Annotated in this window: 3 protein-coding genes; all 3 read right to left on the bottom strand. The window is 54.9% G+C overall.

Annotation, left to right across the window (positions count from 1 at the left end; genetic code table 11):
- Positions 1 to 94: 94 nt before the first annotated feature.
- The 3 genes from RHM61_RS08955 to RHM61_RS08945 all read right to left on the bottom strand — a co-directional run bounded on the left by RHM61_RS08955 (position 95) and on the right by RHM61_RS08945 (position 15,408).
- Positions 95 to 4,726, bottom strand: a complete 4,632-nt coding sequence (locus RHM61_RS08955; protein WP_322250771.1) for a hypothetical protein — start codon at positions 4,724 to 4,726, stop codon at positions 95 to 97.
- Between the two features lie 43 nt (positions 4,727 to 4,769).
- Positions 4,770 to 12,329: an OmpA family protein gene (locus tag RHM61_RS08950; protein ID WP_322250770.1), complete on the bottom strand. Its 7,560-nt coding sequence runs from the start codon at positions 12,327 to 12,329 to the stop codon at positions 4,770 to 4,772.
- Between the two features lie 205 nt (positions 12,330 to 12,534).
- Positions 12,535 to 15,408: a hypothetical protein gene (locus RHM61_RS08945; RefSeq protein ID WP_322250769.1), complete on the bottom strand. Its 2,874-nt coding sequence runs from the start codon at positions 15,406 to 15,408 to the stop codon at positions 12,535 to 12,537.
- Positions 15,409 to 15,516: the final 108 nt, after the last annotated feature.

Genomic DNA, 15,516 nt, shown 5'->3' with positions numbered 1-15,516 from the left:
ACGCTCAGAGCAATGTGATCGCGCATGAGCATAAGCTCATGCGCGCCATGGAGATCCGCACCGTTGCAGGCTGCGGCGATGCCGCTATCACAACTTAATCGACCCTCACTTGAAATAGCACCGTACCGCTGGCACCAGGTTTGACTTCACCTTGATATTCAAAACGGATGCTGCCCGTGGCGCCAACAGTCTGCGTAGCTGCACAATCAAGCAAGGCCGCCGGTGCCGGATTGGCTGGCGTTTGCTTGCGGCAGTTACTCAAGCTCGCAGGCGTGGTACCCGCCAACGCACTGACAAAGCTGGTGTAGCTGGGCGTGCTGTCGGCGATACTCAAGCTCTTGATCGGCGAACTGCCCTGATTCGTGTAACTGATGCGGTATTCGAGCACATCACCGGACTTGGCTTGATTACTCACGCCGAAAGCACCGTTAGCAGTCACATTGCGCACTTCTTTTTTCAATTCCAGCGCGCTGCTCGACACCGTCGTGATATCGCGTACCTGATAGGTCGCCACCATGCTCGCGCTGGTATTGTCATACAAGAAGCGCGCCAACACCTCAGCAGTATGTTGATGACCATTGAGTGCTGAAGCGGCGATGAATTTTTTCACCACGATACAGATATTGTCACCAGCCTTGGTACTGAGCGGCGTCCCAGCAGGAAACAATACGCTCGCCGATGGCTGCACCTGACCGCTGCAGCTCGGGTCGGCATACACTTGCAGCGGCCACAGGCTGCTCTCCGACGGAATCCCGTCGCTGGTAACCAAGAAACTCAGCTTACCGCTGGTCTGCGCTTTGAAAATATGCGGATAGCTTACCGTCGTTCCCGGCAAGCCAGTACTGGCCCCATCGGCGGCAAACGTATTTTGCCGCACTTCGGCGAAATTCAATTTACTGTAACGACGATCGACGACGATAAAACTGATCTGCTCTTGAGTTGGGAAGCGAGAAAAGGTATACGCGGTACCGGCACTGTTCACCGCTACACCATTACGCAAGGCGGTGCTATCGACCGATGCGCCGGTCGACAAATGCGTGGCTTCCAACTGCTTCTCGACACAGACATTAACGCCACTGACCGTAGAAAATGGCACATTGAGACTGTAATCACCATTGCCATCGCTCTGCACCCGCGCCAATTCGCGTCCGTTGCAATTACTCAGGCTCATCGTCACCCCAGCCACGCCCTCTTCACCGCTATTGAGTATGCCGTTGTTGGCAGCACCGGCGGCCGCCGCATTATCGTTAAACACGCGACCACTGACTTGAAAACCCGAGGAGTTCACAAAGGTACACAGCAGTTTTGCACCGGGCTTAAGTACTTCGGGCGGCAGCGTCAAGGTCGCGCCGCTGAGGCTGCCCACAGGCGTGCTGACGTTGCCGCTGATGGCCGCATTCCTGTCGATGCAACTGGCGCTGACCGGTTCGCTCGGCCAACCGCTGGGCACACTTTCGCTGATGCTGACAGCCGTACCTGCCGTAGCGTTCAGTATGCGTCCGCTGGTTTGGCCGATGCCAGCTACGCTAATGCGCTCGCTGCTGTCCGACAAACCGCTGAGACTGAAAGTAAAGCTATTGTTGCCTACCCCGATCAAGACACTCTTAACAATCTGTACGCTCGGTGCCAACAGGCCGAAGCTATATACGGCAGGGCTAGGATGATACGTACCGATCGTACCGCTCAACACCACCCCGTTGGCCGTGACTTGGGTAGAAAAACTCGTGCCCGCCTTTTTACTACGCGCCTGTACCTTACACTTACCATCGTTGCCAGTGGTGCAACTGCCCAGCGCCCCATACGGAAGGCTACCGAACTGGACTTCCGGCGTACCCGCAAACAGCACATTCATGTTGGCCATCGCCTGACCTGTGCTGTCGGCGATGAAAGCCTCCAATTCATCATAGGCCAGGCCATCGGCTTGGGCTTGATCGCGCAACACTTGCACGCCTGACTTGCTGGCGTCAAAGAGGGGGGATGAAAACGAATAGCGCAAAGGACCACTGTCCCAAGGACCATCGCTACCCTGCGCCGCAATCGGCCCCATACTGTTATTGGCCGGAATGCTCACTGCCGTCGATTTGAGACCGACTACCAAACTGCTGGCCTCAACACGACAACGGCCATCGGCAGCGGTGATACAACTTGTGCCCAAACCCAAGCCCGGGCGAACTCCATTACTCGCAAAGCTCACGCCCGGCGTACCGGCAAACTGCACGATGGTGTTGGCAATTGCGGCCCCGCTCACGGCATCTCTGGCAAACCCCTCCAAGACAACCGTTGCTATCCCATCGCCAGCAACAATCTTGCCACCAACGACGCGCACACCGGAGGTCATCACACCGATGGGTGAGGTATTTTTCTTAAATGTATACCGAGCCGGACTAGGCGTATAGCCGTTGAAACTGCCGGACAACAAGCTACCATTAGCAGTTACGACGGTCGAAAAACGTACACTGTCGCGCAGACTGGTCGCACGCACGCTGCAAGTACCACTGGCATTGGTTCTGCAGATCGCATCGTTACCGCTGGCAACGCCAGCAAATTCGACATCGAGCGTGACCCCGAAGTTGACATCGACGCCGCTGACCGGACGGCCCGCGCCGTCACCGATAAACGCTTCGAGTTCATCATAGGCCAGACCGTCGGCTAAGGCATTATCTTGTTTGACTTTGACACCCGAATGCAGCGGATCGAAACTGCCCGGTGCGATGAAATTGACATCGATAGGCGCAGACTGGTAAGAGACACCGCCATAGGCATGGGCTGTGAGCAGCGGCGAATTGTCTTCGGCCAGCGTTACCGTGACCGGTATCCGGCCCGCTATCGTGCTGGTGATATTGGCCTGACAGCCTCCGGCGATATTGGTTAAGCACGAGGTACTGCCACCGGCCCAAGTGAAATTGATCTGTTTGGATTGGTAGGCGCTGTTAGTGTCGTTATTGGTATAGACATGCACATCGAGCACGTCTTTAGCAATGCCATCGGCGGCCTGATCATTGGTCACCACACGCACGCCACCATTTTTACTGCCGGCGGTGACAGTCAATGGCGAGTTCCGCGGCACAACCGTGCAGGGGCCGCTGATGGTCAGATCGGCGCACGAGGTTGGGGTCTGATAAGAACCCGGTATGGTACCGACGACGTCAAACTGGAAATGACATTTTTGGCCAGGATAAACGGTAGCCGATCCGGTGAACGACCAGGTTTTACCGGAGTACTGAAAGCTCAAACCAAGACAGGTCGACGATGCATTCGGGTTGCGGGCAAAATCCGCACCCGCCGGCAAGGTACCGCTGTATTTGGACCAAGTATTTGGCAATCCAGCTCCGCCGCCCGTTTGAAACTCGGAAACATAGGTACTGTTCTGATTCACCGCTATTCTGTCAGGGAAATAGCCATTATTTGTTGGCAAAATAACTGGCGGCGCGGTGTTGCCGGTAACGGTCAAGGGACTGGTCAGGGCAGTGCTGCCGCAGTTCGCGCCTATCAAGGTGACATCGGCACAAGTGTACGTACTCGAATAAGCGCCCGGCGTATTACTGGTGACATTGAACTGAAAGCGACAATCGCCGCCAACTGGTATTGTCGCGTAGCCGTCAAACCACCAGGAACTGCCGCTGGTATGAAATGCCAGACCAGGACAGCTCGAGAATACCCCCATGTTTTGCGCAAAACTGACGCCAGCAGGAAGTGTGCCGCTGTAGCGCGAGATGGCACCAGTATTACCGCTTGTCAACCGAAAAAAAGAACGATACTGACTGATCTCATTGACCGGAATCGTATTGGGGTAATAACCCCAGTCCCCAACAACCTGCGGGTTCGGATTCGGGTTCGGCGGCGGCGTGATGCTGGCTGGGGTAAATTCAAAATTCGCGGTCTGACCAGTGATGCCGTAAAGAGGAATGCTTCCGTACACCACGTATTGCTCAGAAACCATGTTGGACGAGGTTCTTCCAGCCACGTTACTGACCAAAGACACGCGACAACGACCATCGCTACCGGTAACGCATCGACTCATACCACCGACAAAAGTATACGGGCCTCCGGTAAAGTTGACACCAATACCCACCAGTGGCAGTCCGCTACTGGGGTTATGGGCAAAGGCCTCTAACACGATCTGAGAGCGGCCATCGGCCGGCACGCTGGCATTTCCAACAACACGCACGCCAGAGACCAAAGCAACGATTGGCGGCCCCGGAGGTGGCGAGAATGGCGCTATCACTTCTAAAGTCGTGGCAATGGATGTGCCGACACAACTGCCGAACTGCGTCTGAACGTCGGAACACCCAACGATTGCTGTATAGGTACCGGCCGTCGAACTCGTTACATTAAACCCGAACTGACAGGCTTTCCCCAGGGGAAAACTGACTGCACCAGAAAACCACCAACGGTTACCGGACTGGTTAAATGACATCCCACAATCTGACGATGGATTGCTGTTCGCCGCAACAGTGACACCCGCAGGAAGCTGTCCGCCATATCGGTATAAAGTATCGACGCCATTTCCTGAAACAGACGTATAACCAACGCTGAAACGTGAAGTTTCATTTATCGCTATTCTGCTTGGATTAAACTGCGCCCACGCTCCCCCCATCGTCCCCAACAATACCAACGCCAACATCATCTGCGCCAACATTAAGCGCTGCGTCAGCAAGAAGCGGCTGTACCATGCTGCCAGTAAGGCACCGATCGGGACAAGGTTCGCCCAATGTATCGTTTTCATGATTACCGTCCTTGCTAACAGATGGGTGGCGAATGCACTGTTGTTACTTACTCTCATAACCCGTTACTTCGATCTCGACGCGGCGGTTTTTAGCGCGCCCGGCCGCCGTCGCATTGCTGGCTACCGGTTGATCTTCGCCAAAGCCCTTGGCTTCGATCCGTTCCGCTTTGATACCTTGTTCAATCAAATAAGCACGCACAGTATCGGCACGGCGTTCCGACAGACGTTGGTTGTAATCATGATCGCCACGTGAATCGCTGTGACCCATGGTGATGACGACGTCGTAATCAACTTCACGCAAACGGGCAGCAAAGTCATTGAGCTCACGCTTACCTTGCGGCTTGAGGGCAGACTGGTCGCTATCAAACAGTGCGTTAGCTTGGAACGTCGTTTTGCTGCGCAATGGTGTCGCCACCGGTGGCACCACTTCTTCTGCTACCGGCTGCGGCACTGCGACCGGTTCGGGTGCCGGTACCGGCGCTGCTTTGACTGGTACTTTCACCGGCGCTGTAACAGGCGCAAAGCCGAGCGCAGTTTCATCGAACTTGAAGCGCAAGCGCAGGTACACGCCTTTGCTGGTGTATTCATTACCGGTCAAATCGCGATCGGTCAAACCGACAAAGTTGTAACCGCCCGAGAGCCACAGATTTTTATACACTTGGTAACCGATTTCCAAACCTGCGGTTTTTTGCAAAGAACCACCTTTGCCATACATCACGCCAGCCTGTACGCCGATATCCCAATCCTTAGTCAAGTCGCGGGTGTACCGACCCTGCAACAAATGCGCCCAGTAAGTACTGTCGAGCGTACCGTCGCTGGCCTCGGCCACTTTAGCCGCATAGCGCGCGGTCAGATAATTACCGCGTGACGGGTTGACATTCACATTGGCCGAAATAATGTCGGTGTTATACGTGCCTGGCAAAGTGATGTTACCGCTGCCGCCGAAACTGCTGGCACTGGCCAGACCAGCTGCATCGGCCGCCTCACCGACGCGCTCGGTTTTATGTTCGTAGCGCGCCAAGGCATTCCATACATCTTGATCGACCGGACGATAGGCGACACCGACTTGATTGCGCATCAGGGTCAGATCATTGCCGGCATTACTACCCTGACCTAGACTTTGGCTGTAAACATTGCGCGTCAATAAACTCCAATCAGGATTGATTTTGTAAGCAAAACCGGCACTGAACAAACGGGTATTGGCATCATCACCATTGCGGGCTTCGGCAATACCGCTGGCCTTGACACGGTCACCGAGATACTCGACCCCGCTGATGAGGGCCGTCGAGCTGCCCAGCGCACCAGACTGGCCGGTACCGGTATTACCGCTGTTACCGTAACTGCCGAGATTACTGACACGTTCCAGCCCACCGGTAACACTCCAGCGCGAATCGAGCTTGAAGGTATTGCGCACACCGAAAGCCGCTTGGGCACCACGACCATCAATACTGTCGGTCAGACGGTATTCGTTATACACGCGGCCCCCTTCCATATAATTACTTTCCACCCCAACGGTACCAACATTGCCGGCTTGGGAAGAATTCAAGTTATACGGACCCTGCAAGCTGGAAACCAATTCATACCGACCATATACCCGGGTCTTGTCGGTGACGGCGTAATTGCCGCCCACGGCCACCACGTGGCGATCAGAATGGTTGATATCTTGTTCGCCTTCGATGAACACTTGCGCTTGCGGCACGCTGGCCAACTGTGTACTGACGCGCAAACGCACGGTGCTGACGCTGTCATCACTGGTGCCAGTGGTGGTGGTGTTCTGGCCGCCGGCCGCGTCAGTGCTGCCCGAGATACCGTTATGCGTCGAAATCTGACCATAGTCGAAACTCGATACCGCACCGGCATTCGATTGACCATGACGCACGCCCAGTTCGGCAACCGTGCGTTCACCAATTTTTTTCTGCGCGCTGACACTGATACCGCTTTGCGCATCATCAGCCAGCGCATCTTTACTGTACAAGGCTTCGCCGCGCAGTTTCAAGGTGTCGTCGAGTTTCAATTCGGCGCGCACAGCGGCGTCGATCCGACCGGCCGTGGTCGAGGCACCGGGGTTATCGAAATTTTGGCTGGTCTTGCTGGCCAAAGCAGCGATGGCTAACTTCTCATCTTGGTAGCGCAATTCCAAGCGACCGGCATTGCCGCGACCATTCAAATCCGATTCAGTACCAACCACTTCCGCCGCCACCGAGGTATGCTCACCCAGGCGTGCCAAGGCAGTCGCAGCGGCTAACTTGCGTTGGTTTTCCGGATTTTTATCGACACTCGCGACTACCCCAACTTGCAACTGTTCATTGACTTTCACCTGCACATCGGTACCCGCCACGGTGAATTCCGGACCACCGGTATCGACTTCATAAGTGACACGTATCGATTGCGGATTGAGATTAAGATCGACCGACGACACCGCTTGGGTCAACAACAAACGACGCGTCAAAGGTTCTATCGTGTAGTCGACAAAACGCACGAGCGCAGTTTTTTGCAAGATCACATTGGCTTGATTGCGGTCGCGTACCAAAATCTCGACTTGCTCACTGTTTTGTACAAAGTCACCACCATTACCGCGCAAGAAATACGGCCCGGAAGTACCGACCGAACGGAACTCTTCAACTGCCTGAGTTTGGCTGGTGCGTGACAGATAGCTGGTGGCACGGACATTACTGTCTTCATACACATTTTTCACACCAGTCAAAGAACGGTTGACCTGGCTTAACTGGCGCACTTCGCCGCTGCTGGCGGTAGTGAAATCACCATACAACAAATACGAGCGGTTTTTATCGATACGCACATACAGCTTTTGCGTACTTTGTGCATCGAAACCCTTGACCGAAGAATCGCCATACACTGGGTAAAACTCATCGGGACGGATATCACGGAACAAGCGTTCTTGTTCGGTTTTATCGGAATCAAACGAGGCCGTCAGCAAGTATTCGCCCTTCACCGTCCCCTTAAAGAAGAAGGCGCTGCGACCGGAAACACGGCTGTTATCTTTGCTGCTGCTGATACCGCTCAATTCAGTTTCAAAGGCTGCTCCGGCCGGCATGGCACCGAGTGCGAGTTTGCCGCGGTTAGTCAAATCAAGCACACCTTCAACAATACCGACACCGATCATCGGACGCTTTTCCGCCAACAGTACAATCCGCAATTTTTGCACGAAATTACCGCTGGTAACACGCACGCGCATGGTACCGGGTTCGGCCGGCGGCACAATTTCGAATTCCGCCGTACCACCTTCCATAAACACTTGGGTGCCTGGCTCTTTGCTATTGAGATCAACGGCCAACCAACGACCACGATCGGCTTCTAATGTCAGTGGTGCACGCACCGTGACTGGCACACCGTTGGCATCGGTCAAACGCACTTTGATACGAATCGGGGTGCGCGCATCGGCCACCGCTGTTTCCGGCGCTTCGAGAGATAACTTGCCCAGTTTATCCGGCGCGATCAAGTTGATTTTACGGCTATCGCGGACATTGCCGAATTCATCGACTTGTTCCAACAACAAACTGTTCGAACCGGCGCGTAAGCTGACACCGATGTATTCCCAGGCCGTGACTTTTTTCGATGGCAAAGATGCTTTTTTACCGACCCGACGATCATCGACCACCTGCTCGTTGACAGTCAGACGCAAGCTCGCACCGATATCGCCTTTGACGCGCACATTGGTGGTACTCGAAGGCAGGGTATCGCCATCTTTAAGTCCGATAAATTCCAGGCTATTGTTTTCTAATTTCGGTAACAACACTTCCAAGGTTTCCGCTGGAGCTGCTGGCAATTGTGGGAACACCCCAGGTTCTGCGGCACCGCTCAGTAGCTTACTGGAGGCAAGGTCTGACACCGACTTTGCCGCGTTGCCCGACGGTGCACCCGACGAGGTCAAGGTGCCACTGAGATTACCGGCCGAGGAACCGACAAAGCTACTGCCATCAGACGGTGCTTGTGGCAATTTGATCATAGCCGCGGTAGATGTTGTTGGTGTGCTGGCGAAGCCGGCACCGGTCGCGCCACCGATCTGGCCGCTGGCTGGCAAACCACGCAAATCACCGGCTACAATAGGCAAGCCTTCAGGGTCGAGACGGCTGCGAACTTGCGCTTCCATTTCGACATCAGGATTGGCGACGATGGCGGCGCGGCGCGCTTTGACTTCGTCCATCATTGCCGCATCATCGCAATTGGTGACGATGAAATTGGCTTTGTGGAATTCGCCTTTTTTCAAATCAAGAAAACGACTCTCCGGTGCTTGGGCATTGCGGTTATCGAGCACTTCGAGGCGTGCACCGGATGGCAAACTGCTTTGATCCAAACGCAGTACATGGGTCACTGGCTTCAAACCATACAGGCTCCATTTACCTTCGATATCAGTAATTACGCTGGTACCATTTTCGAGGAACAAACGCACCCCAGGAATGCCGATTTCTTCCGACTGTTCGGTGGTTTTTTGCTTACCGTCGCGCTTGCAATCGAGGTACACCTTACCGAAAGCGTAGGCATCATCGGCAAACACACCGCCGCTGATCAGTGTTTTCCAGCTGGCCAAATTCGATTGATAGGTGCCCGATACCGCACTGGCACGGTTAATCACGGTGCCATTGGTAGGCGCACCGACGCCAACACGGACGCGATAGCGCACCACGGCATTGTCGCCCGGGGCCAGAGTCAGGTCGGGATAGCTGAATTTCAAACTCGGTCCGGCACCACCGGCCGGATCAGCCGGTGGCAGGCCATTAAGCCGCGCACTCTGTTTGATATATGCCAAACCAGGTGGCAAGGCATCGGTAAAGCTGACGCCGTTCAAGGTGACGCCGGTTTTATTACTGAGCGTCAGTGCGTAATCGAGGAAATCGCCTAATTCAGCCTGTACTTTATTACCTTCTTTTTTCAATACCAAACCAGTGGCACTGCCACGATCAAGCGGAATATGGTTATTGACCACATCACAAGTCTGCCCATTCGCACTCGATACGCCCATTTGGAAACCGAAGTAATAATCGGTCGGGTCACTGTTTTGTGGAATCGTGGTGTTCGCTACCACGGGGCCACACTTGCCATACACACCCGGTTGGACGCTGATCACTTGCGACGGCACGACGTAACCACTGTTCGGCGGCGGTAACAAGCTCAGCGTATAAGTTGACAAATCTTTCGGTGACTGCAAAGCGAACTGATAACTGCCGTCGGCACCAGTGGTCATGCTGACGCTGCCATCGGCATTGAATGCATAGGCTGGGCCAGCATACAGATCGGTGGCACTCATTGGTGACAGCGAGCGGCCAGTCGCCGTGCGTGCCAAGGTAACCTTGACACCGGCCACCGGCAAGCGTGTGCTGGAATCGTAGACATAACCGGTAGGCGCGAGCAAAATACTGTCGGCCGTGGCAGAGACGGCATTGACCAGCATATTCGCAGTCGGATTGACGGCATTGCTGGTGTACGAAGCGGCCCAGGCTTTATTCGAAAGAATGCTGCGCAAACCGACCGATTGCGGCTTCTGCGTCAAGCGCACGGTCAGCGTGATGGTTTCGGTTTGATTGGCCGCTAATGCACGGTTACCATCGACCAAGCTCAGACCAACCGCGGTCGGCACACTGGCCGCCGCATTGGCATTGTTGATGCCGGCGCGATCGCAACTGGCACTGCCGGTGTAGTTCGAGGCGATGTTTAACAAGCCTTTTTGTGCCACCGGTTTACCAACGATTTCCCAAGATTGAACCTGACCGTTAGGCTTATCCATACCGAAGGTGCAATTCAAATTATCGAGCAGACGCACATTCGGTGCCGCCGACGAACCGCTGTTACTGATGGTAAAGGTATAGTCGAGTTCGACCACGCCGGTGCTGACGATACGCGGTGCCCCAACGGTTTTTTCCAAACTTAATTTCGGCAATTGCGTGAGGATAGGCGTGACCTCGCTATTATTGGTAGGGTTACCATCACCATCCGGATCCGGGTCGCTGCCATCGGTAGAGTCATCGCGCGCCACCACCACGCCACCCGCCACGGCAGCCGCCGTCACGCGTGCCTGATTATACAAAGTGGCCGTACTGCCGCCGGTATTGAAGCGCACATCGAACTGTACTGTCGAGCTGGCACCGACCGGCAGCACCGCGCCGGGTGCCAGCAGTTTTTTGTGCGTACCTTGACCGGTAAAGCTCAACAACGGTTGCAACACCACGCCTTGTACGCCATTGGCTTGTTGATTGTTGACGCCCAAGGATCCGGCGACAATCGTGTATTGATTCGGACCCGGCACCGTCTGCGCGGTATACGTTCCGAATTGGCCCGCGCCTGTGCCTTCGATCAAATCACTGATTTGCACATCGTAGAGCGGTGCCGTGCCATAATTTTTCACCAACAGCGTAAAGCTGACGGTGGCAGTGCCGTCGGCATTGCCATTGGCATCAACATTACTGCGCGGCACGCCGGCGGCCTTGGCCAAGCCTATGCTGTTGAGTACGCTGGAAATCACCACGGTATTGGAATTGACGACGACCGGATTACTGCCATCGAAATAATACGATTGTGAGGTATTGCTGATATTGCCAGTCACCATCGCGCGCACGGAAAAATTCATAGTCATGATTTTCGGCACTGGGACGCCAGGCGCTAGCCCGATCGCCACTTCGACGGCGGCCGCACCGGCATCACTGGTACGGTAGTTGAACGGCGCATCACCGGCAACACGGAACAAGCGCAGCGCACCGGTGACATTGGTCTGCAAGCTGGCAGAGTTATATTGCGTACCAACCGGCACGACGTCACTGAGCAGTATCAAACTTTGCGGCATGCCATTGACCGTGATCGCTGTTGCCAAGGCTCCGGCACTGGCGTTCGGCTGTGCGATTTGGCTGCCTTGGCTGTTGGCCGTCACAGTAAACCCGATATCGCTGACGCCCGGAATCAGCAGGCCGGAATAACTGGCGGATTTGGTCAAACTCAGCGCAGCATTATTCCCCAGCGTGATCAGGTCGCTGCTGCTGGCACTCACGCTTTGCAAAGCAGTCAGAGCACCGAGGGTCACGCAGGCGACACCCGAGGACTGGCTCGGCGTCGTGCCGCTTATCAGTAAATTCATGCTCGCTCCGGCAGCCAAGGTAACCACCCCGGCGCTGTTGAGCGTGAGAGTAGGCTCGCCGGGATCGACGACGCCGTTATTGTTAATATCACGCACCACCTTCAAGCCGCTCACCACCAGCGCGCCACCGGCTGGGCAAGTGCCGCCGCCATTGGCCAAACTGAGCGTGTAAGAGGAGCTGGTGTTACCTGTATTGCTGAGCAAATGCGAGATCGTCACTGCGCTCACCGGTGGCCGCGTCAGGCTCTGACTCGGGCTCAAGCTGAGCGCTTCAACCGACTGTATTTGCGCTTGTACCGTATTGGAATTGACGGTTTCCGGCTGCGTAAAGCCGGCCGGTATGTAAGTCGCCGTCGCTGTCGCGCTGATGCTTGCACCTCCGGGTGCCGGCGTGGCATGCGCACCCGTCGCAAGCACGCACAGTGCAAAGAAGAGCAGCAACACGTGCTGCAAGAAGCGGGCCGACTGCTGCCGCGCTTGGATGGCAAATACAGGAATGGGGGCGAGAAGTTCAAACACGAAATTTTCCTTTTACGACCATGGCTAGGTGGCGAGTGACTCTTTTTTCTATGCTGGCCGCACACATTCCGGTCAGCAGAGAAAAAAGTAGGGTGCAACGAGCTGATGGCCAGGATTTTCATCCTGGTCCTCAGTACCAGCCGGGTTGCCCCGGCTGCTTATAACGGGCTTTTTGTTGATCGGTTTTTAATCGATAATGGGTCGCTTATTTATCGATTTCGACTGCGAAATCGAGTTGCAAACTAGCGCCAGGTGGAACCGCATTAGTCGTGCTGCCGCAGCTGACCGTGGTACGCTTGGAACCGTCGTAGGCCACGCTGTCGCCGCTCATTCCTTTGGCCACACATTGCACCGCAGGTTGAGTTGGGCTCAGGGTAGTGTAGTTCGGCACCGAGTCATTAATCGTCAAGTTGGCAATTGGAGCAACGCCTTCATTGACGGCAATAACACGATACAAAACACACTGACCAGGTTGGGCATTCGCAATCACACTCGCACTGTAAGTACCACTGGCAACACCAGAACAAGTCGGATCGAGCAATTGCGTTTTGCTGACACGCATTTGACCGGTAACAACAGTCGTGGTATCCGTCACTGATGTTGGTGCGCAAGAAGCCGTGTCAAAGGTCGCCACGATTCTCACCGTGTTTTGATCACCGACCAGCACGCCACCCGGAGCAAACATCTTGACCAGGATTTTTTGCTGAGCGCCTACAGCCAGAGTCAAAGGAGCACTCGGATCGGTGAGCAAAGTATCGCCACTATCAACTTGACCATTACCATTGACATCGAGGTACATCACCGAGATCCAACCGGCTGCAACAGCAGCTGGGCTTTGCTCAGCACTCAATTTGTAGCTACCACATGCCAAGGTGCCGATATTGCTCAATACATGCGAGTAAGTCACTGTCCCAGCCGGGGCAATCTGACCGGATTGATCCGGCGAAAGTGTGGCGGAGTAAGCGATGCCGGTATTGGTTACCTTCACTGCATCAGTGATGATATCGCTGACAGTTGCACCGGTAGAAGCAGGTGCTTGTGAAGTTACTTTGAAGTACACAGTTGTGGTCGCTGCAGGTGCACCGACTGGTGGTGTCACACAAGCATCAACCGGCGTTTGCGTACCTTTAGCAACCGCGACCGACGTCACCGCCGCACCGGAACACGAAGCACCTGCAGTAACAAACTTAACCGTCCAACCGGCTGGCAAACCACCCGAGAAACTCGGTGTTTGACTGCCTTCGAGCTTATAAGTCTGGTCGATGGTGTCGCTGTTTTTGACAAACAGATGGAACACCGTGCCGGTACCGGCTTCGGTAGTCATGGTGGTGGTGGCCAAAGGACTAGGGCCTGCACCCAAATCGCCATTCCCAACGGAACCGACGCCGCTACCTGTGGCGGTGTTAGTCAAATCAACCAAGATACCGGTGACTTGTGCCAACACGTCTTTAGTCGCATCGAACTTTTTGCTGTCACCAGCAGAAACTGCACGCACGATCAACTCATATGGACCACTGGCTGGCGCAACGTTGCCAGGAATCGTGGCGCGTACCACGATATTGCGGCTACCGCCGACATCGATCACACCAGCGTCGATCGTGCCGTCGCTGTTGGTATCGAGCAGAGGTGTGCGGCCATCTGATGCATAGAAGTTGTAGACGGTGCCACTAGGGAAAGTGGAACTGGCTACCGACAAGTTGAATACGTCAGCCGCATTACCGCTGTTGAACAATTTACTGGCAAACGCCACACTGCTACCAACTGCTGCGCTCGGGACCGTCGTCAAATCTGCTGGAGTAGCATTCGGCGTACCGGCCGGGCTATCGAGCGAGGCGGTCAAGCTACCTGTGCTGCTACCCAAGACCACACCAAACGTTGGGGTGACGGTAAACACGGTTGCATTGGTCGAAGAACTGCCTGGTGGCGCAGACTCCGGCGTTTTAGTCGAGCTGATCGGATCATAGGTCGCCGTATTGGTGGTCGAAGTGATACCAACGGTGGCGGTTTTATTGACCAAAACCACGAAGCTCAAACTGCCGGAAACGTTCGGACCGACATCATCGACCAAGGCCGATACTTTATTACCGGTTTGCACGTAGTTGATGCCTGGTGCTTGCGCTTCAGGACCAATCCCTTCTTGCAAAGCCACGCCGCTGGCACCGCTCCATACTGCCGAACCGGTAACATACGTCATCCCAGCCGGCAAGGTATCGCTCAGGTAGAACTTACCTGAGGACGCACCGGTATTGGTATAGTTGATCGTATAGACCGTGTATTGACACTGATCGCCAGGCGTGATGGTGGCAAACGCAGTGGCGCAACTGGCACCCGAACTGGTCGGGCCACTGATGCTGGCCAACGGCCATGGTTTGCCACTTGGTGCAGCCACGCTCGGTGCAGCCAATGCCTTGGTCGCACTGAAGGCGGCCGCAGTGGTGACACTGATGGTATCGGTATTTTCGCGGAAATTCGGAGCGTAAGTGCCGTAGAAAGCCGTGCTCTTATTTTCCGGTTCAGCTCGCACAACAGCGGTATTGACCGCACCATCGGCTGCCGTACCCGGTACGGTATACGCGACGACAAATTTGAATGTGCCGCCATTGCCGGCTACGGTTTGCGGTGTGATGGTACAGACACCGGTGGCGGTGGCAGTACACAAAGGCGTGGTGGTATCGGGCATGCCGTTACCATCGACGTCGTTATACACTTCCACTTTCGTAAACGAATAAGCACCAGCTTTACCAGTAACATTGAGGGTAAAGCTGTCGCCACCGTTACCGGTATTGGTCAAGGTATGCGCGGCATACACGGTACCGCTGCTGGCCGCAGATTTAACGTTGTCGATTTCAAGTTTGAACGAACCGACTTGCTGTACCAAGGTTTGTACCAGATTCGACGAAGCCAGTTGAAAAGCACCGCTGGCATCGACGTAAGCGGCAGTCGCCTGGTTACCGATAGGGGTATTCGCTGGTGGTGGTGCGGCCATTGCACCGGAGGCGGCACCGAGTAATATCAGTGCCGATCCCCATTCCGCGGCAGCCCGGATGGGCCTGCGACGATGTGGCATTAACGTGTTCATATGAGTTACTCCAAAAAAAAACAATTGTGAAAAACGATAGGCAATTAGAATGAAATCCAGACCTCTGTAAGTTAATGAAAAAATGAACGACACTATGTCTTCGCTTGC

The sequence above is a fragment of the Undibacterium sp. CCC3.4 genome (genome assembly GCF_034347425.1).
Lineage (GTDB): Bacteria > Pseudomonadota > Gammaproteobacteria > Burkholderiales > Burkholderiaceae_D > Undibacterium.
Note: the sequence above shows the minus strand (reverse complement) of the source record. Positions and strands in the feature narration are given on the sequence as shown.

Excerpts from the sequence above, each read along its gene's own strand:
- RHM61_RS08945 (WP_322250769.1), bottom strand. The coding sequence starts at position 15,408 with ATGAACACGTTAATGCCACATCGTCGCAGGCCCATCCGGGCTGCCGCG.
- RHM61_RS08955 (WP_322250771.1), bottom strand. The coding sequence starts at position 4,726 with ATGAAAACGATACATTGGGCGAACCTTGTCCCGATCGGTGCCTTACTG.